The organism is Actinacidiphila bryophytorum, assembly GCF_016916835.1.
Classification (GTDB): Bacteria; Actinomycetota; Actinomycetes; order Streptomycetales; family Streptomycetaceae; genus Actinacidiphila; species Actinacidiphila bryophytorum.
Window position 1 is genome coordinate 36542 of sequence record NZ_JAFFIX010000021.1, and the last position, 24153, is coordinate 60694.

The following is a 24153-nucleotide window of genomic DNA, read 5'->3' on the forward strand; positions in this document are numbered from 1 at the left end:
GACGGAACGCCCTCTTCCGCCCCGCCGGGCCGCATGACCCGGCGGGGGCCGTTTTACGCCGGGTTCAGCGGGCGGTGCCGCCGGAACTGAGGCGGCCGCGTACGGCCGTCTGGACCTCGGCCTCCTCCGCGGGGTCGGCGGCCAGCCGGCGCAACTGGGTCAGCACGCGGACGTCGCCGGAGGCGGCGCGGTGCGCGGCCAGTTCCCTGGTGGCCTCCTCGCAGTCCCACAGGCACTCGACGGCGAAGCCGGCCGCGAAGCCGGGGTCGGCGACGGCCAAGGCGCGGGCCGCGGTGCCCCGCAGCTGGGAGGAGGACGTCTCGCGGTAGAGGTGCCGCAGCAGGGGTGCGGCCCGGCAGGCGGCGAGCCTGCCTGCGCCTTCGACGAGTGCGTCGATGCCCTCGGCGTCGGCGCCGCCGGACTGGACGGTGCGGCGCAGGGCGGCGAGGACGAGGTCGGCGTCCGCGGGGCCGCCGTGCCGGGCGAGCATCCGGGCGGCGGCGGCGCCGAGCGGCCCGGTCCGTGCGGCCCAGCCGCGTGCGCGGGCCATGGCGTCGTCGTCGCGCATGCGCTCGAAGGACTCGACGGCGGCGCGTACGACCCGCTCGTCGACGGCTTCCGCCGCGGTCTCGATCAGGTCCAGGCACTGCGGGTCGCGGCGGTCGCCGAGATGGCGCAGGGCCGCGGCGCGGGCGGCGGAGGGGCCGCGCAGGGCGGCGTCGAGCAGGGCGGTGCGGTCCTCGGGACTCGCGACCGCGGCCAGGCAGCGGGCGGCGGGCTGGTCCCGCTCGACGGCGGGGTGGGCGTCGAGGCCGGCCTGCGCCCATTCCAGGACGGCGGCGACGCTCCAGCCGGGGGTGGGTCCCGCCGAGCGCATCTGGCGCTGCCAGCGGTCGAAGCTGACCTGTTCCGTGGCCTGCCTGACGCGCTCCGCGGTGTCGGGGTGCACGGTGTCCTCGGCCCACAGCTGCCAGGGGCGGGGTTCGTAGGCCTCGCGGACGGCGGTGGCGAGGGCGGCGTCGCCTTCCGGGGTGCGCGGGAAGCGGGCGACGACGGCGGGGCCGAGGGAGCGCAGTCCGGCTTCCCCGTCGCGTACCGCCAGCTCGTCCAGTGCCCATTCCCAGCAGCCGCCGGTGGCGGCGTAGCGGCGCAGCAGCCGCAGGGCGTCCCGCCGGCCGTAGCCGGCCAGGTGGCCGAGGACGGAGAGGGCCAGCCCGCAGCGGTGCTCGTCGGGGGCGACGAGGTCGTCGGGGTGGAAGAGGTGCTGTTCGATCCCGTCGAGCGGGCCTTCCAGGTCGGAGTAGAGCCGCGCGTAATACAGGGAGCGCGACTCGACCCGCCAGTCCAGCCGGGGGTCGCGCAGCACGCAGTGCTCCAGGGCGGCGAGTGCCTCGGTCCGCGGCGCCGCGAGGGCGTGCAGGGGGCCGTCTCCGCGCCCCCGCTGGAGGAGGCCGAGAAGGGTGCCGCTGGGCGCTATGTCTGGGTCGAACATGAGGTCAGCATCCGGTGCGGGGGGTTCCATGGCAACGGGATTTCCGCTGCTGATGCCCGGCATCCTTACCGGCCACCGGGCGTTTCACACCTGGCGGCCGGGGCGGACCCCGTGGGGACGGGCGGCGGCAGCCTACCGACTCGGGGGCGCGATGTCGCTTCCGCGGTGCCCGCCGCCGGGGGCAGGGTGGCTCCCCGGTGTCCTGCGGGCGACCTGCGGAAGGCGGTTCCGCGGCGGCTCGGCGGCCCAACTCCCGCTGGGCGCATGACATATGCCAGAAGCACCACCGGATCGGGTATCGCTGAAACCCTTACGACCCATCGCTCCCTGTGCAACAGTCGTTACCGGCCCCTTCCGTCCGCCATGGCCGTAGAGAGCCTGCCAGCAGACACGTTCGGAGTGCGTCATGCCGTCCCCAACGCATGCGGATCACACCGCCGCGCAACCGCCGGACATCGGTGCGGTGGACGCGCTGATCTCCCAGGCGCGCCAGCTCAGGACCCGGGTCGACGCCGTGCTGCGGGACGGTGACACAGCCGGCGACCCGCAACTGCGGTGGCAGCGCGCGCTGTGCGACCTGGCCGTGCACCAGCTGGACGACCTGGGCACCCACCTCGGGCAGCTCAGGGACGGCCTGGACCCCGCGGACCTGCCGCCGGACAGCCTGCTGCTGCTCGACGTGCCGCTGCAGCCTACCGGGCCCGACGCGGCCGCGGTCGGCGCGCTCGGCCGGGCCGGCAGCGCCCAGTGGGACCTGCTCACCGACGGAGCGCAGTGGTCGGACGAGCTGTACCGGATCTTCGGCCGCTCCCCCGCGGACGGCCCGCTGACGCTGGACGAGCTGCCGTCGTGGCTGTTCGCCGAGGACCAGGCGGTGCTCACCGAGATGGTGACCGGCTGCCTCGTGGACGGGCGGCCGATCGACGGCGAGTTCCGCATCGTGCGGGCCGACGGCTCGGTGCGGACCGTGCACATGGTCGGCGAGCCGGTGCTGGGCGCCGACGGCGGCACCGAGTCGATGTGGGCGGTGCTGCGGGACGTGAGCGACCTGCGGCGCAGCCAGCGGACGCTGCGGGAGACCAGGGAGTCGCTGCAGCGGCAGCGGCAGATCGCGCAGACCGAGCGGCGTATGGCGGTGGAGCTGCAGGAGGCCGTACTGCCGCCCTGGCGTGGCGCGCAGCGCTTCCCGCTGGACGGGGGGCCGACCACGATGGACCTGGCGGCACATTATCTGCCGTCCGCGACCAGCGCCCTGATCGGCGGCGACTGGTACGACGCCATGCAGCTGCCGGACGGCGCCTCCTTACTCACCGTCGGCGACCTCACCGGCCACGGGGTGACCGCCACCTCGGGCATGGCGATGCTGCTGGGCGCCCTGCGCGGCATGGCCGTCGCGGGCCTGCAGCCGGGGCCGCTGATGGGCTGCCTCAACGAACTGCTCGACACCTCCCCGCAGCCCGCCCTGGGCAGCGCCCTGTGCTGCCGCTACGACCCGGCCACCCGCGAGCTGCACTGGTCGCAGGCGGGCCACCCCGCCCCGCTGCTCTTCCGCAACGGGACGGGGCGGTCCCTGGATCCGCCGGACGGCGTCCTGCTCGGCGCAACCTCGGGCGCGCAGTACGCCCAGGCACGCGAGCAGCTGGTGCCCGGCGACCTGCTGGTGCTGCACACCGACGGGCTGGCGCCGCGCCGCTCGGTCGTGGACATGCCGGACACCGAGGGGGGAGGGCACCGCCTGCTGGCGATGGCCCCGCTCTTCGCCGCCGCCGGCACCGCACAGGACTGCGTGCGGCTGGTGGCGGAGGAGTTCGGCACGCCCGACCGCGAGGACGACGCGTGCGTGCTGATCGCCAGGATCCTCTGAGCCCTCGGCTTGCCTGACCGCGGCGCTGCGCACACCTGTGCTGTGTCCGGCCCGTTCGGCGGCGGGACGGCGGCACGGCGTACTCCCGGCGGCCCGCGGGGTCAGACCTCTCGGTAGCGGGAGCCTCCGCTCTTCGTACGGGACGGCATGGTCGACTCGATCTCCGTGCGCAGGTCCTGGATGCGGCTGTAGTCGCAGTAGCGCCCGGTGAGGCGGTACATCTCGCGCAGCCGGTCCCAGGTGCGGTGCGAGGAGGTCTGGCCGATGGTCAGCAGCGCCATCCTGGCGTAGCGGTCGGCCTGCTCGGGGTCGTCGGCGATGAAGCACGCCGACGCCAGCGACAGGTAGTCGAAGATCATCGACCGCTCGTGGCCCGAGGTTCGCAGCGTGATCGCCTGCTTGGCGTGCAGCTGCGCCTGCGCGGCGGCCGACGGTTCGTGCTCGGCCAGCGTGCGGTAGGCCAGCGCCTGCATGCCGTGCAGGTCCGCCTCGTCGAAGTTCTGCATCCAGCTCGGCGGCGGCACGTCCCCGCTGTCGGAGACGAACAGCTCCTCCGCCTCGCCGAGGGTGCGCCGCATGGCCTGCCCGCGCCCCATGGACGCCTGCGCCCACGCCTCGATGGTGTGCAGCATCGCCCGGGTGCGGGGCAGCGTGTCCTCCCCCGAGCCGGACGTGGCCAGCTGCATCAGGTCCAGGGCCTGTTCCGGCTTGCCCAGGTGGACCATCTGCCGGGCGGCCCGGGACAGCGCCTCCCCGGCGCGCGGGCGGTCGCCGCCCTCGCGGGCCGCGTGCGCGGCGATCAGGAAGTACTTCTGCGCGGTGGGTTCGAGCCCGATGTCGTGCGACATCCAGCCCGCCAGGACCGCGAGGTTGGCCGCCACCCCCCACAGCCGGCGCTGCAGATGCGCCGGGTGCCGGTAGGAGAGCATGCCGCCCACCTCGTTGAGCTGGCCGACGACCGCCTTGCGCTGCAGGCCGCCGCCGCGGGCGGCGTCCCAGGCGCGGAAGACCTCGACCGAGCGCTCCAGCGACTCGATCTCCTGGGAGCCGACCGGGACCGCCTCGTAGCGGTCGTAGTCGGCCTGGTCCGCGTGCAGCGGGTCGGCCAGTCTCGGTGCGTCGGCCGCGAGGGCCGGGTCGGTGTGCAGCCAGTCGTGCATGGCGCTGCTGATTACGGTGCCGGAGGCGAGCGCGGCGCCCGCGCCCACCAGACCGCGTCGGTTGAGCATGAGGTCCATTCCCGTGAATTCGGTGAGGACCGCGGCTGTTCTTTCCGGCGGCCACGGGAGGCCGTCTCCGGTCTGTCTGTTCCCCGTCTGCCGGCGCCGGTCGAACCCGAGATCCTCGATGGTCACGACACGGCCGAGACGCTCGGTGAACAGCGCTGCCAGCACCTTCGGCACGGGTTCGCGCGGCGACTCACCGGTGTCGATCCAGCGGCGCACCCGCGACGTGTCGGTCGCCAGCTGGGGGTGGCCCATGGCCGCCGCCTGCCGGTTGACCAGCCGCGCGAGTTCGCCCTTGGACCATCCGGTGAGACCGAACAGGTCCGCGAGTCGGGTGTTGGCCTCATTGCCCACGTCAAGCCCCCAGGTTCCTCGGCGCTGTTGACACTATTCCCCCCGACAATCGCCCCGCGACTATTCGCCAGGGTTCGCCAGGGTCCGCCAGATGGTCTGCCAGGGCCTGCCGGGTGTCAGGTAGGAACGCGCCACCCCGCCCCGGCGCCGCATTCCCCAGGGTGCGACGCCGGGGCGGGGCCGGCGCCCCTGACCCGCAGGCACACGAAGGGATCTGCTTTCCCCATGTATTCGGCATCGTCCTCCGTGTCCGCCCCGCCCCGCCCCGCGTACCCCGCAGTCGCGGAGCCCCCCGTCAGACCCCGCCCGGCAGCAGGCCTGCGGCGCGGGACGCTCGGCGGCGCCCATCCGCTCAGCGGGAGACTCGACTTGACCGGCCCGCAGGGGACCCAGCTTCGCACCGCGGTCGCGGCGGTGCAGCGGATCTGTCCCGAGTTCACCCCCGTGCAGCTGCTGCGCCGCGGCGGCAGGACGGCGCTGCTTATCGGCACCTCGGGGCGTTCGCCGGCCGTCGCGAAGTGCCTGCTGGACCACTCGCCCGCGTGGGCGGATCGTTTCCGCCACGAGATAGCGGCCTACCGGACCTTCGTCCGGCACCGTCCGCCGGTGCGGGTGCCGCGGCTGATCGCCGCCGACCCGGAGAGCTGCGTGCTGGTGATGGAGCGGATGCCCGGACGGGTCGTCTCGCCGCAGCGGCACCCCTCGCACCCGCCGACGCGGGGCGACGTGCGGGCCGCCCTGTCGGCCTTTGCGCGGATCAACATGTGGCGCCCGCCGCCGGGCTCCTTCGACGCGCCGATCGACTACCCGGCCAGGATCAGCCGCTACCACGAGCTGGGCCTGCTCACCGACCGCGACATGGGCGACCTGCAGAAGCTGCTGCACGGACTGGCGCATGCGCAGGGCCAGTTCTGCCACGGCGACGCCCTACTGTCCAATGTGCTGCTCTCGCCCGCCGGCCCCTCGCTGGTCGACTGGGAGCACGCGGGCTGGTATCTGCCGGGCTACGACATGGCGGTGCTGTGGTCGGTGCTCGGCGACGACGAGGCGGCCCGCCGGCAGATCAGCCAGCAGGCCCAGGCCCCGGGGCCCGCCGCACGGGACGCCTTCCTGGTCAACCTGATGCTGGTGCTGACCCGGGAGATCCGGACCTATGAGACGGCCGTCCAGCGCACCATGCGGTCGACCGCGCCTGCGGCACCGGGCGCCGCGGAGACCGGCGAGGAGCAGCGGCTGCTGCTGCGCAGGCTGCACGACGACTGCGGGCTGGCCCGCAGGGCGGTGCGCGCCGCGGTGGGCACCCGCTGAGCGGCGGCGGGCTGAGTGCGGGGGCTCAGCCGGCCGGGACCCGGCGCCGCAGTGCGATGCGGTGCGCCCTCCGTGCCGCCGGCGTCAGCCGGCCTGGAACATGGCCGCGGGCAGCGGCTTGAGCAGCTGGTAGAGGTCGTCGGTGATCGGCCGGTCCCAGGTGGCGATGGTCACCTGCACACCGTCGCTGCGGTCGAACTGCGCGCAGGCGACCCGCGACTCGGAGATCTTGATCCGCCGCACGATCAGCAGGCCGTCGCCCTGCCACACCGGGGTGTCCTCGACCTCGGTGACCTCGGCGGGCTCGTCGTTGCCGAGCGCGGCCAGCAGCTGCGCGACCTCGAAGGGCACCTGCCCCTCGCTCAGCTCGCGGGCGGGCGAGCCCTCCGGCAGGTTGCCGATGAGCATCGCGGGACCGCGGCCGCCGAAGAGGTCGTAGCGCAGGTAGATCCCCTCGCACCGCCCGTCGGGACCCGGCAGCAGCCCGGCTCCGAGGTCGCCCGGCCAGTCCCCCGGGTCCATCGCGAGTACGTCGAAGTCCGGCCCGGTGGGCGTGGCTGCGCTGCGGCGGCGGAGGAAGGACATGCGGCCATGGTAAAGGCTGGTCTGCGCGGCGGGGACCCGCCGACCACCAGGTGGTCGGCCGCGGAAACGTCGCGGGAAAGCCGCAGGAAGGCCGCGGGAGCCGTCAGGTGGCGGCGGCGCCGGGGGCCGCGGGCCGGACCCCGCACCGGGCGATCTCCGTACGGGCCTGCGCCGCGGTGCCGTCGGCGGCGCACCGCAGGGCGGTCTCCAGGCCCCGGTCGAGAAGCTCCGCGGCCTGCTCGATGCGGCCGTCCTCGCGCAGGGCGGCGCCGCGGGCGACCAGCGCCTGCGCCAGCAGGTGCTCTGCGGGCGAGGCCGCCAGCAGGTCGACGGCCTCGGTGAGCAGCGTCAGCCTTTCGGGGCCGCCGCAGACCTCGGCGGCGACCAGCAGGGCGTGCCCGATCGCGGACCTGGCGCCGTACTGCCGCGCCCTGGCGACCGCGTCGAGCACGGTGTCCCTGGCCTGCCGGGGTGCGTCGCGGGACTCGGCGAGCGCGAGGTGCAGCTGCCAGGGGCACCAGGCGGGGTTGCGCATGCCGCGGGCGTCGAGCCGGCGGCCGACCGCGGCCAGCTCGTCGGCTGCCTGCTGGTGCAGGCCGCGGGCCAGCAGCAGTTCGCCGTGAACTGCCTGGGCGTCGGGGAAGGTCACGGCGGCGGGGAAGGGCTCGCGGAAGGCGTACTCGGCTGCCAGTGCGGTCGCCTCGGCGACGCGGCCGCGGGCCAGCAGGACGTCGGTCAGTACGGCCACGGCGTACCACTGCACGGGGGTGCCACGGCCGACCCGCTCGGCCAGCCGCAGCCCGTCGCGTGCCAGGTCCTCGGCGTCGGCGAGCCGGCCCTGCCGGTAGCGGACGTAGCCGAGCAGCAGCAGCCCGAAGGACAGGTGGGCGCCGCGCCAGCCGTGGCGTTCGAAGTCGGCGATCCCTGCGGCGAACAGCTCCTCGGCGCGCTCGGGCCGGTCGGCGTACGCGTAGGTCATCGCGACGAGCACCGGCACCTCGAAGCCGCGGTCCTCGTCGGCCCACGGCAGCCCGCCCTCCAGGGCGCGGCCGGCGTGCCGCAGCACGGTCGAGGTGTGCTCACCGCGCAGGGTGGCGTCCCAGGCGCGCAGCCCGATGATGTACCGCTCGGTGAGGTCGCGCCCGGTGAGCCGGTCGGCGAGCCGGGTCAGCCGCCGGGAGCGGCCCGGTGAGTCGGCCTCGTCGGCGCGGAAGGCGTCCCACATGAACTGCTCGGACTGCATGCGCAGCCGGGTCCTGGCGCTGGTGGCGGTGCGGGCGGCCTGTGCGACGACCTCGGCTGCCTCGCTGAGCCGGTCGCTGTGGGCCAGTGACTGCGACAGCTTGAAGACGATGCCGTCGCGCAGCGCGGGGTCGCTGATCGGCTCCTCCAGCGCGGCCCGCAGGTGGTTGACGGTGACCGACGGCTCCAGCAGCTGGGAGGCGCAGCCGAGTTCGTAGAGCACCGCGGCGCGGTCCTCGTCCTGCGGGGGTTCGCGCAGGGCGCGGCCGAGGTAGCTGCGGGCGGTCTCGGGGGCGCCGGCCCGCAGCGTCTCCCGGGCGGCGGCGCGCAGCCGGCCGACCACCCAGGGGTCGCCCTCGGGGTGGGTCTCCAGCAGGTGGCGTGCGGCGGCGGACGCGCCGAGGCCGGCGTCCACGACGGACTGGGCGGCCTGGCCGTGCAGGGCGACCCGCATGGCGTCGGGTATGGCGTGGTAGACGGCGGTGGCTATCAGCGGGTGGGCGAACTCCAGGGTGCGGCTGCTGGTGAGGATGCGGGCCTGGCGCAGGCGTTCGGCGCAGTCGGCGGCCTCCTCCCTGCCGAGCCCGGCGACATCGGCGGCCAGGTCGGGCGGCACCTGGGTGCCCAGCACCGCGGCGGACCAGGCGAGCCTGACGGTGGAAGGGCCGAGCCGTTCGAGCCGGCTGACCAGGCCGCGGCCCTTGGTGGCGGCGGCCAGGTCGCGCAGCAGGTGGGTGCTCGACCCGTCGGGGGTGACGCCGCGGTCGCGGAGCTTGGCGGTCAGTTCGACGGCCTCGAAGGGGTTTCCCGCGGTGACCGCCCAGCACTCGCGGCAGAAGGCGTCGTCCGCGTGTTCGCCGACCTCGTCGCGCACCAGGCGCCCGACGGCGTCCGCGGTGAGCGGTTCCAGGCCCAGCGGGCGGTGTCCCGCCCTGCCGGGCAGGCCGCGGAAGGCCTCGGCGCCCGCGGGGAGTTCGTCGGGCCGGTAGGCGACGACGATGAGCAGGGCGAGGTCGTCGGCCCGCGGCGCGAAGGCGGCCAGCCAGTTGAGGGACTGCGGGTCGGCCCAGTGGGCGTCGTCCAGGACCAGGACGGCGGGTGCGCGCTGCACCGCGAGGTGGGTGAGCACCCAGTCGAGGCCGTCGCGGATGCCCTGCGGGTCGGGGGCGGTGCCCTCGGCGGCGCACAGGCCGAGCGCGGGGCCGACGATGCCGTACCAACTGCCCAGTGTGGCCCGGATCTCCGCCTCGGCCGCGCCGGCCAGCTGGGGCTGCAGCAGCTGGCGTGCCACGTGGAAGGCGACCTGCTGCTCCTGGTCGCCGCCGCGTGCCGACAGCACGGTGCAGCCGTGGTCGGCGGCGCGCCTGCGCACCTCGGCGAGCAGCGTGGTCTTGCCGAGCCCCGCGGAGCCGGCGAAGGCGAGCAGGCCGCCGCGGCGGCGGGCGCCCGGGATGCCGGTGCCGTCGGGGAGCCGGCCGCTGACGTCGCCCAGCGCGTCGTCGACGGCGAGCAGTTCGGCCTCGCGTTCGAGCAGCGCGCGCCGGTTGCGCGTCTGGCGCTGCGGCATGGTGCACCCCCTGGCGGCCGGACGGCGCACGCCCGGCGCACGCCGTTCCGTACGGACATCCGTCCGATGGCCTCACAGCGTACGCCGTCCGCTGCGGTGTGTAAGCATGAACGGCCGTGCCGGTCGGCCACTGGCAGGGGACTCGGCCGGCACGGCGCTGGGGCGGCGGCCTGCGGGAGGCATCTGCACGGCCGGCCTGTGGGGAGCCTGCCACGGCGGTCGCCGACCGGCCAGCGCCCGTGGGTCACGCGCCATGCCTGTTCCCCCGTGCGCCCCGGATGCGCCCCCGTTACCGCGCGTATCGCCCGTACCGCGGCGGGCGGGCCGCCACCGGGCCGGTGGGCGCGGTATCCCGGGCGCCGCCCAGGCGTCAGCGCGGGTCGCCGCCCGCGGCGGCGCGGTGCTTGGCGTGATGCCGGGCCACCCGGGCGCGGTTGCCGCAGGAGGGCTTGCACCACTCCTGGCGGGCGTGCTCCTTGACGAAGTAGCGCACGCAGCGCGGTGCCGGGCAGGCGCGCAGCAACTCCCGTTCTGGGCCTGCGAGGAAGCCGATGGCGTGCCGGGCGAGTGCGGCGGCCAGCAGGTCGGCGGCCGCGGGTGCGCCCGCGACGGTGCGGCGCTCGGCGGGGAACCCGTCCTGCGGCCAGTCGAGCTGCGGGGTGACCGGGACCAGGGCGGCCGCGGCGTTGAGCCGGTCCAGGGCCTGCGCGGCGGACGGCAGCCGGCCCGCGTCGGCGGAGCTGGGCGGCCCGGGCAGCACGGCACGGGCGAAGAGCGCGCGGACCGCGGTGCGCACCTCGACGGCCGCGGTGAGCGCGGCGGCGTCCGCGGTGAAGCCGGCGGCGGTGTGCGGCCCGGCCGCGAGGTCGGCCTGCAGCTCCGCGGCGTGCGCGCGGACCCAGCGGGTCAGCCCTGCGGGCTCCGCGAGGTCGTCGGCGACTCCGCCGTGGCCGTCGTGCCGGATCGTGACGGCGAGATCCAGCGCGAGATGATCAGCAGGCATGGGCTAATGCTAACATCGCCAGCAACCATTACATGGGAGGGGGCAGTGTGTCCGACATCCGCGAACTGCTGCGCGGCCTCGATGTGTTCTCCGGCGAACTGCCGGACTTCGACACCGGCGCGGCACCGGCCGACCCGCGCGAGCTGTTCACCGACTGGCTGCTCGACGCCGTACGCGCCGGGGTGCGCGAACCGCACGCGATGACGCTGTCCACCACGGGAACCGACGGCGACCCGTCGGCCCGGGTGCTGATCCTCAAGGACCTCTCGCCCGACGGCTGGCACTTCGCCGCCGACGCCGGCAGCCGCAAGGGGCGGGAGCTGGCCGGGCGCCCGGCCGCCGCGCTCACCTTCTACTGGTCGCCACTGGCCCGGCAGGTCCGGATCCGCGGCCGGGTCACCGCGGGCGGCGCCGAGGCGAGCGCGGCGGACTTCCTGGCCCGCTCCCCCGCCGCCCGCGCCGAGGCGCTGCTCGGCCGGCAGAGCACACCGCTCGCGGACCTCGCCGCAAGGGATGCGGCCGTACGGGATTCCGCCGCACGCATCGAGGGCGAGCCGGGGCTGGTCGCCCCCGGCTGGACCCTGTACACCCTGCGTCCCGACAGCGTGGAGTTCTGGCAGGGCGACCGCGACCGCCGGCACACCAGGCTCGACTACACACGCACCGACGACGGATGGAAGCGGGGACTGCTGTGGCCGTGACGGACAAGGCGTCTTCCCAGGAGCCGGGCGAGGTTGCAGGACCCGGCCTGCAGGCCGCGCTGGGCGCAGGTGCGCTCCGGCTGCGCGGGCTGCTCGACGGGCTCACCGACGACGCGGCCCGCGCGCCGAGCGCCCTGCCGGGCTGGACCCGCGGGCATGTGCTGAGCCATGTCGAGGGCGTCGCGCAGGCACTCGCCCGGCAGGCGCGGTACGCGCTGCGCGGCAGGACCGTCGAGGTCTACGACGGCGGCCGGCCCGCCCGTGACGCGGCGATCGAGGCCGGACACGGGCGCGGCGCGGCCGAGTTGGCCGCGGCGGTCGGGGACGCACTGGACGAGGCGGAGGCGTCGTGGGGCGCGGTCGGCGCCGGCGACTGGCAGCGGCCGGTGTCCTACCGCGACGGCACGGTGCTCACCGCGGGGCTGGCCTGGTGGCGGGAGCTGGAGATCCACACCGCGGACGCCCTGCTCGGCAGCGGGCCCGACCGCTGGCCGCCGCAACTGTGCGTCCACCTGGTCGACTTCCTCACGGTGCGGGTGCCGCACGGGACCGAGTTGCGGCTGACGGCGGTGGACGCGGACCGGTCCTGGACGCTGGGCCGCGGCGAGCCGGTCGCGGTCGGCGGGCGGCTCACCGACCTGGCGGCATGGCTGGCGGGGCGGTCGCCGCAGCAGCCGCTGACCGGCGATCCGCTGCCGGAGCTGGGCAGTTGGCCGTGATCTGCCGTGCGGCTGCCGGGCGTGCGGGACTGCCGTACGCCCGGCTGACGTACCGTCAGGTGAGGTCGAACTCACCGTCGCGCGCGCCGAGAACGAACGCACGCCACTCGGCGGGGGTGAAGATCAGCGAAGGGCCGTCGGGGTGCCGACCGTCCCGCATCGCGATGTAGCCCTCGACGAAGGCGATCTGCACGTCGCCGCTGCCCTGGCTGCTGGACAGCCACTCCGCATCCGTCAGATCGAGTTGCGGCTTCTTCCCGTTGGCCAACGGCTGTCCTGTGGTGCTTTCCGCCACGTCCGCTCTCCTCCCGCATCGTCCTTCCCGTCCAGCCTATCGGCCGTGGCGCACGCCGACACAAGATGACGGAAGCCGCCCGCCGCGCGACCTTACGCGACCGGCAGGCGGCCGGGTCCGCGGCGGTCCGCGAGCGGGCCTGCACCCTTGTGAACACCCGGCGGGCGGCCGGATGCTGCGGGTAGGGTCCGCTCATGACCGCACATGATCACGAACAGGGGGCCGGGCCTGTCGCCGGTCCGCGCCCCGCGGCGGACGGCAGAGCCGCCCGCGAGTCCCCGCTTCTCCCCGGCCTCGACCCGGCGCGCACCGCACTGGTCACGATCGACCTCATGGACCGGATACTCGCCTTACCGCTCGCACCGCTGCCAGGCCCCGCGGTGCTCGCCGCCGCACTGGACCTGGCGGCCGTCTTCCGCAAGGCGGGCGCCCCGGTGGTGGCCGTGCGCGCACAGCGCCCGGGGGCGGCCGAGCAGCCCGCCGGCAGCGACCTGGCCGAGGGCGTCGTCCAGGACGGCGACCTCGTGGTCGTCAAGCACACGGTCGGCGCCTTCCAGGACACCGGCCTGCACGAGCGGCTGCGGGAACTGGGCGTCGACACCCTGGTGATGGCCGGTGTCGCCACCAACCTGGGCGTGGAGTCCACCGCCCGGGCCGCCGCCGACCTCGGCTACCGGCTGGTCTTCGCCGAGGACGCCATGTCCGGTCTGACGGCCGCCGAGCACCGGGCCGCGGTCTCCCTCGACTTCCCGCGGTTCGGGACCGTGGTGACGGCCGCCGAGGTGGAGTTCGCCTCGGGGTGACGCCTGCGCGGTGTGCGGGCGGGCCGCGGCCACGGGGGCGCCGCACACCGCACGGTCAGCAGCGGGCCGGTGCGCGCAGCGGGAAGACCGCGCGCAGCCTGGCACCGGGGCCGGCGCCCGGCACGACCCGGAGGGTGGCGTGGTGGGCGAGCGCGATGTCGCGGGCGATGGAGAGGCCCAGGCCCGAGCCGCCGGTGTCGCGGGTCCTGGCGTGGTCGAGCCGGGTGAAGCGGTCGAAGACGGTGGCCTGGTGCTCGGGCGGTATGCCGGGCCCGTCGTCGGCGACGTCCAGGCGGGCCTGCCCTGAGCCGGCCTCCTCGGTGAGCGCGACGGTCACCGAGCCCGCCGCGTGCCGCACCGCGTTGTCGACCAGGTTGGCCACCAGGCGCCGCAGGTGGTCGGGCGAGCCGTCGACCAGCAGGTCGGGGGTGAGCCGCAGGGCCACCTGGACGTCGGTGCGCGGGCGGGCGCGGGCCGCCTCCTCCGCGACGATCTGCGCCAGGTCCGTCTCCCGGGTGCGGATCGGCTCGCGCGCGTCGAGCCTGGCGAGCAGCAGCAGGTCGGCGGTGAGGCTCTGCAGGCGCTGTACGTCGTCGAGCGCGTCAGCCGCGAGCCGCCGCTCCGCGGGGCGGGCGAGTTCCAGGCGGGTCCGCAGCACCGCCATGGGGCTGCGCAGCTCGTGCGCGGCGTCCGCGACGAACTGCCGGTGCGCGCCGACGGCGGTCTGCAGCCGGTCCAGGGTGGCGTTGACGGTACGCGCCAGGGCACCGATCTCGTCCCGCGAGGCCGGTTCCGGCACCCTTTCGTGCAGGTCGCGGGCGGTGATGTCGGCGACCTTCGCCCGGATCGCGGACACCGGCCGCAGCGCCCGGCCGACGGCCAGCCAGGTCAGCGCGGCGACCAGGGCGAGCAGCGCGGGGATGCCGGGCACCAGCACGGCGGTCAGGGTGCGCATCGCGGCCCGGGCCGGGGCGAGCGAGGCGGTGCCCTTGACGGTGACGGTGCCGGAGCCGGTGGTGACCTGGCGGCTGATGACCACCAGAGCGCCGCCTTCCGCCGGACCGCCCGGCGGCGGCACCGGCAAACCCCCCGCGGCGTCCTGCGGCGCCCCCGGGGATGCCGGGAGTCCGCTGACCGTGCCCCTCTCGCCGGGTCCCTGCTGCTCCATCTGGACGACGGCCGCCTTGCGGTCGGCGTCCTGTGCGGCCAGGGCGTTGGCCGAGTCGGTCAGGCTGGCGTGCAGCGCGCTGAAGAGCGCGACCGCCGCCAGTGCCAGGGCGGCGGCCACGACGGCGGTCGCGGCCAGTGTGGTCCGCAGGCGTACCCCCATCTCAGGCCTCCAGCCGGTATCCGGCGCCGCGCACCGTGCTCAGCGTCGTACGGCCGAAGGGCTTGTCGATCTTGCGGCGCAGGGCGCTGATGTAGACCTCGACCACGTTGGAGTCGCCGTCGTAGGCGAAGTCCCAGGCCCTGGCGAGCAGTTCCGACTTGGGCACCACCTCGCCGGCGCGCCGGGCCAGGCAGTGCAGGATCGCGAACTCCTTGGGGGTGAGCGCGATCAGCACGTCGCCCCTGCTGCACCGCAGGCCCGCGGGGTCCACCCGCAGGTCGCCCACCGTCAGCACCGTGGGCCGCTCCCGCAGCCCGCGCCTGACCAGCGCCCGCAGCCGGGCCAGGAGCACGACGTAGGAGAAGGGCTTGGTCAGGTAGTCGTCGGCGCCGGTGTCCAGGGCCTCGGCCTCGTCGTACTCGCCGTCCATCGCGGTGAGCATCAGGATCGGCGTCCACACGCCGGCCTCCCGCAGCCGGGCGCAGACCTCGTAGCCGTTCAGCTCGGGCAGCATCACGTCGAGGACGACCACGTCGTAGGGCTGCTCGGTGGCCATCCACAGCCCCTCGCGCCCGTCGTGGGCGAGGTCGACCGCGAAGCCCTCCCTGGTCAGGCCGTCGCTGAGCAGTTCGGCCAGCCGGCGTTCGTCTTCCACCACGAGTATCCGCACCCGGTCAGCGTGCAGGGCCGCACCTAAGGCGAACATGAAGATCATCTGCCGGGTCCTCAGGTCCGCTTCAGCCGCCCGCGGCGAGTCTGCTCGGTGCCGGGGATCGACCGATCCCGGCGAATCTCCCTCAGGAGTGACCAGACCATGGAGAAGAAGAGGATCCTCGCGGGGATCGCACTCACGGCCGGGCTCGGCCTGACCGGTGTGGCGACCGCGCCGGTCAGCGGGGCGGCGACCCCGCAGTCGGCGTCCGCCGGCGCGGCCCATGCCAAGCCCGCGAAGGCGGCGCCCGGGCACAATGGCGGTGGGCCGGAGTTCGTGTGCGTGATCCGGATCGGCGGCCCCGGCGGCAAGGGCGGCGGCCCGGTCGAACTGCCGCCGCTGCCGCCGCTGAACGGGAAGCCGGGCAAGGCCGGTCAGCCCGGCAAGGGCAGGGCGGGCAAGATCACCACCGTGAAGGTCGTGAACGGCAAGGTCTACATCAACGGCAAGCCCGCGCCCAAGGGCAGCGTCGGCACGGGCAAGGACTGCCCGCTGCCTCCGCTGCCCCCCAAGGGCGGCAAGGGCGGCAAGCACGGCACGGGCGTCGTGATCGTCCAGCGCGGTGAGGGCGGCACCGTCTCCAAGGGCGCCCCCGGCGGGGCGGCCGGCGAGGCGGGCCTGACCACGTCGGGCGCGCCGTCCACCTCGGCCGTGCTCGGCTGACCTGGAACGACCCCGAGGAGCGGCCCGCTGGTGCACGGCACGGGGAGCGGGCCGCTCCACCCGGTGGTTTCTGTACCTACCAGTATGTACACTGCTGCCGTGGAGACGTCGGAACGCCTCATCGACAGCGCAGCGGAACTGCTCTGGGAGCGCGGCTACGTGGGCACCAGCCCCCGGGCCATCCAGGAGCGCGCGGGCGCCGGGCAGGGCAGCATGTACCACCACTTCCGCGGCAAGTCCGACCTCGCGGAGGCTGCGATGCGGCGCAGCGCCGAGCAGTTGCGCGCCCAGGCGGAGGCGCAGCTGGCCACCGGGCGGACCGCGCAGGAGAAGGCCGCCGCCTACCTGCTGCGGGAGCGTGACGCGCTGCGCGGCTGCCGGGTCGGGCGGATGGCGATGGACCCCGACGTCATCGCCAGCGAGCAGTTGCGGGCGCCGGTGCGGGAGACCTTCGACTGGCTGACCGGCCGGCTCGCGGCGATCGTCGCCGAGGGCGTCGCGTCCGGCGAGCTGCGCGAGGGCCTCGACCCGGACGACACCGCAGCCGCGATCGTCGCCGTCGTCCAGGGCGGTTACGTGCTGGCCCGCGCCGCCGGGTCGCAGGAGCCCTTCGACCGGGCGGTGCGCGGCGCGGTGGCGCTGCTCGCCGCGCAGGCCGCACCCGGGCGGTGAGTCCCGTCCCGCAGCCCAGGCCGTACACCCGTCACCTTCCCGTGGGGAGCACGCACCCGTGCACGCGATGAACTACCGGATCACCCTGCCCGCCGACTACGACATGGAGATCATCCGCCGCCGGGTGGCCGCCAAGGGCCATCTGCTGGACGACTTCCCCGGCCTCGGCCTGAAGGCGTACCTGACCCGGGAGCGGGGCGTGGACGGCTCGCCCGTCAACGAGTACGCGCCCTTCTACCTGTGGAATTCCGCCGCGGGCATGAACAGCTTCCTGTGGGGACCCGGATTCCGCGGCCTCGTGGCCGACTTCGGGCGCCCCGCCGTGCAGCACTGGACGGGTCTCGGCTTCTTCCGCGGCCCGTCCTTCGGCGCCGCCCCGCGGGCCGCCGCCCGCCGCTCCGAGCCGGTCGCGCCGGGCGAGGACCCGGCCGTGGTGATCTCCCGCGCGCTGGGCGACCTCGCGGACGGCGCGGGCCGCCCCGGCCTGCACAGCGCCGCGCTGCTGGTCGACCCGCGGCACTGGGAGCTGCTGCGCTTCACGCTGTGGCAGGACGCGGCGCCCGAGGCGGCGGGCGAGGAGCGCTTCGAGGTGCTGCACCTGTCGGAGCCGGGGCTCGGCGACATCAGGACGGGACGGCACTGGTGACGCGCGCGGCAGTGCGGTCCGTGCGTACGGTGCTCGGCGACGTCGAGCCGTCCGCGCTCGGGGTGTGCGACGCCCACGACCACCTCTTCCTGACCAGCCCGGCGCTGCCCGGGCCGCAGCTCGACGACCCGGCGGAGGCCACCGACCGCATCGCGGCCTTCCGGGCGCTCGGCGGCGGGGCGGTGGCGCAGTGGACGCCGTTCGGGATGGGGCGCAGGCCGCAGGAGGCCGTCGCGGTCTCACGTGCCACGGGGGTGCACGTGATCGCCGCAACCGGCCTCCACCAGGCCGTGCACTACGACCCCGAGGTCCTACGGCGGCTCGGCGGCACCGACGCTCTGGCCGCCTTCTTCACCGCAGAGCTGACCGAGGGCATGGTCGCGGGCGACGACCCCGGCGGGGCGCGGAGCACCGCCGTGGCGGGGATGGTCAAGGTCGCGGGCCTCTTCCACGGCCTGGACGGCCACGCCCGCCGGGTCATGGCGGCCGCGGCTGGGGCGCACCACGCCACCGGGGCGCCGATCGGCGTCCACCACGAGATGGGTACGGCCGCGGCCGACGTCATCGGGCTGCTGCACGGCGAGTTGGGGGTGCCGGCCCGCAGTGTGCTGCTGGGCCACCTCAACCGCTTCCCCGACGCGGGGTTGCACCGGGAGCTGGCCGCCACCGGCGCCTACCTCGGCTTCGACGGCCCGAGCCGGGCGCACCACGCCACGGACGCGTGGCTGGTCGACAGCCTCGTCGCCCTCGCGGCGGCGGGCCACACCGACCAGTTGCTGCTCGGCGCGGACACCACCTCGCCCGGCGCGGGTCCCGGCGCCGCCTACCTGCTGCGCACCCTGCGCCCCCGGCTGGAACGCGAGCTCGGGCAGGAGGCGGCCGACGCCGTCTTCCGTACCAACCCGGCCAGGGCGCTGGCCGCGCCCTGGCCCGAGCGCCCGGCCTAGCGGATGTTGCGGGTGTGGGCGGCCACCCCCGCGAGGTAGGCGGGGAGGGTGACCGGGCGGCCCTTGACGCCCGGGCGGGTCTGCCAGGGGTGCGGGCCCGCGGCCGGGCGGTACTCCACGCCGATCGCGTCGAGCCTGGCCAGGTGGGCGGGCAGACGGGCGGTGAAGGCGGCGAAGTCGCGCGGCCCGGTGCACCAGACCGTCTCGGCGAAGGCGCTGAGCCGGGGGAAGGCCTGGTAGTCGATGACCCGCGCGGAGTCCATCGCCTCGGTCCACAGGGCGCACTGCGCACCGATCACCCGGTCCTGTGCGGGGGTCCCGGCCAGCTCCTCGGGCACCGGTTCGAAGGCGTGCACCTCGGACAGCGGAAGCACGGTGCCCACCGGGACGGGTTCGCGCGGGTCGTCCGACTGCCGGTAGTCGAGGTAGACCGAGCGCGCCGGGCTGGTCACGACGTCGTGTCCCGCGCCGGCCGCCTTGACCGCCCCGTGGTGGTCGCGCCAGGACACCACGGTCGCCCCGGGCGGCAGCCCGCCCTCCAGGATCTCGTCCCAGCCGAGCAGCCGCCGCCCGCGGGCGGTGATCTGCGCGGAGAACCGCCCGACGAACCAGCTCTGCAGGCCGTCCTCGTCGCCGAGGCCCGACGCGGCGATGCGCGCCTGGGCGACGGGGCTTTCCCGCCACTGCTGCTTGGGGCACTCGTCGCCGCCGACACTGACGTACGGGCCGGGGAAGAGGTCCATCACCTCGTCGAAGACGTGGTGGAAGAACTCCAGCGTCGCCTCCTCGACGTTGAGGATGTCGGTGCCGACGCCCCAGCGGGTGCCGACCTCCAGCGGGTCGCCGCCGTGGCCGAGTTCGGGGTAGGCGGCGATGGCGGCCCGGGTGTGCCCGGGGATGTCGACCTCGGGGACGACGGTGACGTGCCGGGCGGCGGCGAAGGCGACGATCTCGCGGATGTCGTCCTGGGTGTAGTAGCCGCCGTGCGGGCGCCCGTCGCCCTGCGGGTTCCAGCCGGGTGTGCTCTCCCGGCGCCAGGCGCCCACCTCGGTCAGCCGCGGGTAGCGGCGTATCTGCAGCCGCCAGCCCTGGTCGTCGGTCAGGTGCAGGTGCAGCACGTTGAGTTTGTGCAGCGCCAGCAGGTCGATGAGCCGCAGCACGTCGGCCTTGGGCACGAAATGCCGTGCCACGTCCAGCAGGCAGCCGCGCCAGCCGAACCGCGGGCGGTCCTCGATCTCGGCGCAGGGGATCTCCCAGCCGGGCTGCCGGTGCACCGCCGCCCGCCGGAAGACGGACGGCGGCAGCAGCTGGCGCAGGGTCTGCACCCCGTAGAAGGCGCCCGCCGCGTCCCCTGCCGTGATCCGCACCCCGCCGGGGGTCACGGACAGCCGGTACTCCTCCGCTGCCAGCGCCCCGTCCAGGCCGAGGGCGATGCCGCCCGGCCCTTCGGGGAAGGCGCAGCCGGTCGGCGGGGCCAGTTGCTCGCGCAGGACGGCGGCGACGGCGGCGAGGCCGGGGTCCGCGGTGAGCGGGGTGTCCCGGGTGAGGACGTACGTGCCGGGCCGCGGGGTGCTGCGGGCGGGTTCCGGGATGACCGGGATGAACTGCACGGGGCCTCACTTCTGCTTGGCGTTGGCGTCCTTGACGGCCTGGTCGGCGCCCTTCTGCGGGCTGAGCGCGCCGAGGTAGACCTGGTTGAGGGTCTGGTTCAGGTCGGTCTCGGCGCTGGAGAAGCCGGGCACGATGGGCAGGTTGAAGGTCTTGCCCTTGCGTTCCTCGACGTAGGGCGCGACGTCGATGCCCTGGGCCTTCCAGTAGTCGACGTAGCCCTGGCTGAGGCTGTCGATCGCCGGGAAGACGTAGCCGGCGTCGCCCATGATCTTCTGGGCCGCGGGGCTCGCCAGGTAGCGGGCCAGCGTCTTGGCCTGCGCCAGGTGCCGGGACTTGGCGTAGACCTGTTCGGACAGGCCGTTGACGTTGACCGCGCGCCCTGCCGGTCCCGCCGGCATCGGGGCGACGCCGATCGGGAACTTGACGGCGGGTTTGACGTACGGCAGCAGCGCGTTGTTGGCCGGGAAGATCGCGACCTGGCCGCGTTCGAACATCTCGGTCGCCTGGCCGGTGGGCGGGTTGGTCTCGGTGGCGGGCGGTGAGACGTGGTACTTCCGCGACAGGTCCACGCCCCACTGCAGGGCCGCCACGTCCTGCGGGCTGTTGAAGGCGAACTTGCCGAAGGGCTTGTCGATGAGCTGCCCGCCGTTGGAGACCATCCAGTTCATCCACTGGGTCTGGTAGTGGTTCCAGGAGGCGAAGCCCCAGGTCTTGACCTTCTTGGCGTCGAAGCCCGGGTCGTCGGGGTGGCGTCCGCGGTCGTCGACGGTCAGTTTCCGCAGCAGCGGCAGGAAGGTGCCGGAGCCGTCCGGCGCCCAGGTCAGCTGGTCGGGCATGGTGACCCCGGCCTTGGCGAGCAGGTCCTTGTTGTAGAGCAGCGCCACGTCTCCCATGTCCTTGGGCACCCCGTACAGCTTGCCCTGGTAGGTGTAGGCGTCCACGACGGTCTTGTTGTAGACCGAGGTGTCCTTGATGTCGCCGGTGAGGTCGGCGAGGACGCCCTTGGTGACGTAGTCGGGGAATTCGGTGGTCTGCATCCAGAACACGTCGGGGGCGGTGCCGGCGACGACGTCGGCGGTGAGCTTGGTCCAGTACTGGTCGTAGGGGAGCAGCTCGACGGAGACGTCGATGGTGGGGTTCGCCGCCTCGAAGGCCTTCATGACCTTCTCCAGGCCGACCTTCTGCTGCTCGTCCCAGGTCCGGTAGACCAGGTGGGTCCTGCCGCCGGCGCCGGACGAGCCGCCGCCGCAGGCGGTGGCGGCCGCCAGCAGGGTGGCGGTGGCAGCGGCGGCCAGCAGCTTGCGGCCGGCTCTTCTTCTGACGGAATCGCGCATGAGACACCTCACTTGAGCCCCGTGAGCACCACGGAACGGACGATGAATCTCTGGAAGGAGAGGAAGATGACGACCATGGGGAGCAGCGTCACGAGGCTGCCGGCCATCATGAGGTTGTAGTCGCCGCCGATGCTCTGCCGGAGCGTGGCGATGGCGACGGTGGCCACCTTGTTGTCGTCGCTGCTGGAGATGATCAGCGGCCACAGGAAGTTGTTCCAGCTCTGCACCGTGGTGATGATCGCCAGGGTGCCCAGCGCCGGCCGGGACAGCGGCAGCAGCACCCGCCACAGGATCGTCAGCGGACCCGCGCCGTCGATGCGCGCCGCGTCCTCCAGGTCGGTGGGGATGGTGCGGAAGAACTGCCGCATCAGGAAGATCCCGTACGGCGTGCCGAGGATGTACGGGGCCAGCAGCCCGAACCAGGTGTTGACCATGTGCAGCTGACGCATGATCAGGAACAGCGGGATCATGGTGACGACGTTGGGCACCATCATCGTCGCCAGGTAGCACCAGAAGAGCAGGTCGCGCCCGCGGAACTCCATCCGGGCGAAGGCGTAGGCGGCGAAGGTGGTGAAGACCAGCTGCCCCACCGTGAGCACCGCGGTCATCAGGGCGGTGTGGCCGACGTAGGTGAGGAACCCCGAGTCGGCCAGCCGGTGGAAGCTGTCCGTCGAGGGCGGCACGGCAGGCAGCCACGGCCTGGTGGAGAACAGCTCGCCCCGGTCCTTGAAGGAGGTGAGCACCACCAGCAGGTAGGGGAAGAGGGTGAGAAAGGCGCCGACCGTCAGCGCCGCGTAGATCACGGGCTTCTTCATCGAGCCTCCTCAGCTGATGTCGTAGGTGGTGCGGCGGTTGAAGTAGCGGACCTGGAGCAGCGTGATGAGGAGGATCAGCGCGAACAGCAGCATCGCCATCGCGGAGGCGTAGCCGAAGTCGAACTGCTGGAAGGCGGTCTGGAAGATCCGGAAGTTCAGCACCTCGGTGCTGCCCGCGGGGCCGCCGCCGGTCATGACGTAGAGCGTGTCGAAGACCTGGAAGGAGCCGATGACGTTGGTCACCAGCACGAAGAACATCGTGGGGTTGAGCAGCGGCAGCGTGATGTGCACGAACTGCCGCAGCGGCGAGGCTCCGTCGGTGGCCGCCGCGTCGTACAGCTCAGCGGGGATGCCCTGCAGTCCGGCCAGGAAGAAGAGCATGTTGTAGCCGGTGTACTGCCATATCTGCACCGCTGCGACGGCGGGCAGCGCGAAGGAGGTGTCGTTGAGCCAGGCCGGCCCGTCGACGCCGAAGACCGCGAGGAAGCGGTTCAGTGCGCCGTTGGCGGGGTCGAAGATCCAGCTCCACACCAGGCCCATGGCGATCGGGGTGGCCATCCACGGCACCACGTACAGCGCCCGGAAGAACTTCACCCCGCGCATCCGCTGGTTGAGCAGCAGCGCCAGGACCACGGCGAGCACGGTCTGCACCGGGATGGTCAGCAGCACGTACAGCACGGTCACCCACAGCGAGTGCCGTACGTCGCCGTCGTGGACCAGGCGGCGGTAGTTGGCGAGTCCGGTGAAGTGCGGGGAGTCCAGCAGCTCCCAGTGGAAGAGGCTGACGCCCGCCACGATGGCGACCGGCAGCAGCAGGAAGGCGAAGACGCCGAGGAGGCTGGGCAGCAGGAAGGCGTACGCGGTCAGGCCGCGCCTGCTCTTCACCGGACCGGCTCCGCGGGTACGGTGCCGGCCGGCTGCAGCAGTTCCCTGGTGGCGGCCATGCCCCAGTCGTCGAGGCTGTCCAGCGGGTCGCTCGCGCCGCGCAGGCCGCCGGTGGTCGCCACGAACGCTGCCCAGTGCTCGCGCTCCTCGACCCCGGGCCGCACGATGATGCAGTCCGGGTCGTTGACCCACCAGCGCGCGTGCAGGAACTCCCGTACCTGGCTGGCCAGTCGGGCGCTGAGCTGACCCGGCTGGCTGATGTCGCCCGACTTCGGCTGTACGTAGGGCGCGACGTCGGGGCCGACTCGCATGATGTCCACATGGCCGATGCTCGGGATCAGCGGCGCACCGCAGCCGTGCAGTACGGCGTCCTCCCCCACCGCCTCCCGGATGATCCGCAGGCCCAGCCGGTAGGCGTCCTCGGGGTGGATGTCGGCGTGCCTGCGGCCGGCCAGCGCGCCCGCGTAGCTGTAGTCCAGCTTGAAGTGCGTGAAGCCCTGCCGGCGCAACTCGCGGAAGACGTGCGCCAGATGCTCGGCGGCGGCCGGGTGGGTGACATCCAGCACCCGCAGGTCCTGATTCCACATCCGGCCCGCGTCGGCGCCGCCGACCAGCCAGTCGGGGTGCTCGCGGTGCAGTGTGCTCGCGGTGCCGACCAGGAAGGGTGCGACCCATATGCCGGCCCGCTTGCCCGCTGCGGTGATCCGGTCGGCGGTGGCGGCGGTCGAGCCGTAGCCGGGCCGGTCCGCCAGCCAGTCGCCGATGCCGGCCTCGTAGCCGTCGTCCAGCAGGATCGTGCCGACGTCGAGCGCGTACCGCTCGATCAGGCCGATCTCGCGGGCGATGTCGGCCTCGGTGACCTTGTCCCAGTAGCCGTACCAGCTGCACCACAGCGGGGGCGCCGCCCGTATCGGCCGGGGTGCCCGCTCGGCGGCGACCGCGTCCGCCCAGCCGGTGACGGCTGCCGGGATGCCGCCCTCGCAGGTCGCCGCGGTCACCGGGCCGTTGGCCGTGACCACCAGCCGGCGGCCCTCGGCCCTGACCCGCACCGAGGGTGTACCGCCGGGGCCGGTGCCGGACCACAGCTGGACGGGGCCGCCGTCGCCGGGGTCGACGGCCAGCATGCCCTCGCCCTGGTAGGTCCCCTCGGGCACGGGGGTGTCGGGCCGGTAGCACAGGATCCGGTTCAGCGCGGTGGCCGGCCGCGGCGCGGGGGCGCCGACCCGGTAGGTACCGGTCGGCGTCCAGGACTGCCAGCCCTGCTCGAAGACCCGGGCATGCCGCGGGTCGCAGCTGATCTCACCCACCTCGTCGAACCGCATGGACGCCTCCCCTTTGCCGCCGCACTGGACGCTACTTATGAATGAGTGGACTATTAG

Annotated in this window: 22 protein-coding genes; 9 read left to right on the forward strand and 13 right to left on the reverse strand. The window is 74.2% G+C overall.

Annotated elements, in window-relative coordinates; all coding sequences use genetic code 11:
* Positions 1-64: 64 nt before the first annotated feature.
* Entirely contained in the window at positions 65-1492 is a 1428-nt protein-coding gene (locus JT723_RS25820) for a HEAT repeat domain-containing protein (protein WP_205047185.1), read from the reverse strand.
* Positions 1493-1898: 406 nt separating this feature from the next.
* On the opposite strand from JT723_RS25820, the gene JT723_RS25825 reads away from it, so the two are divergent.
* Positions 1899-3356: a PP2C family protein-serine/threonine phosphatase gene (locus JT723_RS25825; protein ID WP_205047186.1), complete on the forward strand. Its 1458-nt coding sequence runs from the start codon at positions 1899-1901 to the stop codon at positions 3354-3356.
* A gap of 101 nt (positions 3357-3457) precedes the next feature.
* Here the strand turns inward: JT723_RS25825 and JT723_RS25830 are convergent, their stop codons facing one another.
* Positions 3458-4936: a DNA-binding protein NsdB gene (locus JT723_RS25830; protein ID WP_205047187.1), complete on the reverse strand. Its 1479-nt coding sequence runs from the start codon at positions 4934-4936 to the stop codon at positions 3458-3460.
* 225 nt (positions 4937-5161) lie between these two features.
* On the opposite strand from JT723_RS25830, the gene JT723_RS25835 reads away from it, so the two are divergent.
* Positions 5162-6244: an aminoglycoside phosphotransferase family protein gene (locus JT723_RS25835; protein ID WP_205047188.1), complete on the forward strand. Its 1083-nt coding sequence runs from the start codon at positions 5162-5164 to the stop codon at positions 6242-6244.
* Positions 6245-6328: 84 nt separating this feature from the next.
* Here the strand turns inward: JT723_RS25835 and JT723_RS25840 are convergent, their stop codons facing one another.
* The 3 genes from JT723_RS25840 to JT723_RS25850 form a co-directional block, all read right to left on the reverse strand.
* On the reverse strand, positions 6329-6829 hold the full coding sequence (locus JT723_RS25840) for a hypothetical protein (RefSeq protein WP_205047189.1): 501 nt from the start codon (positions 6827-6829) through the stop codon (positions 6329-6331).
* 103 nt (positions 6830-6932) lie between these two features.
* On the reverse strand, positions 6933-9638 hold the full coding sequence (locus tag JT723_RS25845; protein ID WP_205047190.1) for an ATP-binding protein: 2706 nt from the start codon (positions 9636-9638) through the stop codon (positions 6933-6935).
* A gap of 370 nt (positions 9639-10008) precedes the next feature.
* Positions 10009-10641 (reverse strand): CGNR zinc finger domain-containing protein, encoded by a 633-nt coding sequence (locus JT723_RS25850; protein WP_205047191.1) that lies wholly within the window; start codon positions 10639-10641, stop codon positions 10009-10011.
* Positions 10642-10673: 32 nt separating this feature from the next.
* Between JT723_RS25850 and JT723_RS25855 the strand changes: the two genes are divergently transcribed.
* Complete coding sequence (locus JT723_RS25855) at positions 10674-11342, forward strand: pyridoxine/pyridoxamine 5'-phosphate oxidase (protein ID WP_205047192.1); 669 nt, start codon at positions 10674-10676, stop codon at positions 11340-11342.
* Complete coding sequence (locus JT723_RS25860; RefSeq protein ID WP_251512653.1) at positions 11339-12061, forward strand: maleylpyruvate isomerase family mycothiol-dependent enzyme; 723 nt, start codon at positions 11339-11341, stop codon at positions 12059-12061. Before JT723_RS25855 ends, JT723_RS25860 begins: the two co-directional genes overlap by 4 nt.
* Before the next feature lie 55 nt (positions 12062-12116).
* Here the strand turns inward: JT723_RS25860 and JT723_RS25865 are convergent, their stop codons facing one another.
* Positions 12117-12356, reverse strand: a complete 240-nt coding sequence (locus tag JT723_RS25865) for a DUF397 domain-containing protein (protein WP_205047194.1) — start codon at positions 12354-12356, stop codon at positions 12117-12119.
* Between the two features lie 194 nt (positions 12357-12550).
* Between JT723_RS25865 and JT723_RS25870 the strand changes: the two genes are divergently transcribed.
* Positions 12551-13159 (forward strand): isochorismatase family protein, encoded by a 609-nt coding sequence (locus JT723_RS25870; RefSeq protein WP_205047195.1) that lies wholly within the window; start codon positions 12551-12553, stop codon positions 13157-13159.
* Positions 13160-13214: 55 nt separating this feature from the next.
* On the opposite strand, the gene JT723_RS25875 is transcribed toward JT723_RS25870, so the two are convergent.
* Together JT723_RS25875 and JT723_RS25880 are read right to left on the reverse strand one after the other, a co-directional pair.
* A complete protein-coding gene (locus tag JT723_RS25875) occupies positions 13215-14489 on the reverse strand; it encodes a sensor histidine kinase (RefSeq protein ID WP_205047196.1) in 1275 nt (424 codons plus the stop codon).
* A gap of 1 nt (position 14490) precedes the next feature.
* Positions 14491-15159 (reverse strand): response regulator transcription factor, encoded by a 669-nt coding sequence (locus JT723_RS25880; RefSeq protein WP_205047281.1) that lies wholly within the window; start codon positions 15157-15159, stop codon positions 14491-14493.
* Between the two features lie 144 nt (positions 15160-15303).
* On the opposite strand from JT723_RS25880, the gene JT723_RS25885 reads away from it, so the two are divergent.
* The 4 genes from JT723_RS25885 to JT723_RS25900 all read left to right on the forward strand — a co-directional run bounded on the left by JT723_RS25885 (position 15304) and on the right by JT723_RS25900 (position 18129).
* Positions 15304-15864, forward strand: coding sequence for a hypothetical protein (locus tag JT723_RS25885; protein WP_205047197.1), 561 nt, complete (start codon positions 15304-15306; stop codon positions 15862-15864).
* A gap of 84 nt (positions 15865-15948) precedes the next feature.
* Positions 15949-16536, forward strand: coding sequence for a TetR family transcriptional regulator (locus tag JT723_RS25890; protein WP_205047198.1), 588 nt, complete (start codon positions 15949-15951; stop codon positions 16534-16536).
* Between the two features lie 58 nt (positions 16537-16594).
* A complete protein-coding gene (locus tag JT723_RS25895; RefSeq protein ID WP_205047199.1) occupies positions 16595-17182 on the forward strand; it encodes a DUF4865 family protein in 588 nt (195 codons plus the stop codon).
* Positions 17176-18129, forward strand: coding sequence for a phosphotriesterase family protein (locus JT723_RS25900; protein WP_240166206.1), 954 nt, complete (start codon positions 17176-17178; stop codon positions 18127-18129). The genes JT723_RS25895 and JT723_RS25900 overlap by 7 nt, the downstream gene beginning before the upstream one ends.
* Here JT723_RS25900 and JT723_RS25905 read toward each other — a convergent pair.
* Genes JT723_RS25905 through JT723_RS25925 form a run of 5 tightly spaced genes read right to left on the reverse strand, consistent with a single transcriptional unit; the run spans position 18126 to position 24096 of the window.
* Entirely contained in the window at positions 18126-19739 is a 1614-nt protein-coding gene (locus JT723_RS25905; protein WP_251512651.1) for a beta-N-acetylhexosaminidase, read from the reverse strand. The two genes, JT723_RS25900 and JT723_RS25905, sit on opposite strands and share 4 nt — an antisense overlap.
* 6 nt (positions 19740-19745) lie before the next feature.
* Positions 19746-21074, reverse strand: coding sequence for an ABC transporter substrate-binding protein (locus JT723_RS25910; RefSeq protein ID WP_205047200.1), 1329 nt, complete (start codon positions 21072-21074; stop codon positions 19746-19748).
* 8 nt (positions 21075-21082) lie between these two features.
* Positions 21083-21889 carry a carbohydrate ABC transporter permease gene (locus JT723_RS25915; protein ID WP_205047201.1) on the reverse strand — a complete coding sequence of 269 codons (807 nt, stop codon included), beginning with the start codon at positions 21887-21889 and terminating at the stop codon, positions 21083-21085.
* Positions 21890-21898: 9 nt separating this feature from the next.
* Positions 21899-22774: a carbohydrate ABC transporter permease gene (locus JT723_RS35935; protein WP_205047202.1), complete on the reverse strand. Its 876-nt coding sequence runs from the start codon at positions 22772-22774 to the stop codon at positions 21899-21901.
* A complete protein-coding gene (locus JT723_RS25925) occupies positions 22771-24096 on the reverse strand; it encodes a glycoside hydrolase family 36 protein (protein WP_205047203.1) in 1326 nt (441 codons plus the stop codon). Before JT723_RS25925 ends, JT723_RS35935 begins: the two co-directional genes overlap by 4 nt.
* Positions 24097-24153: the final 57 nt, after the last annotated feature.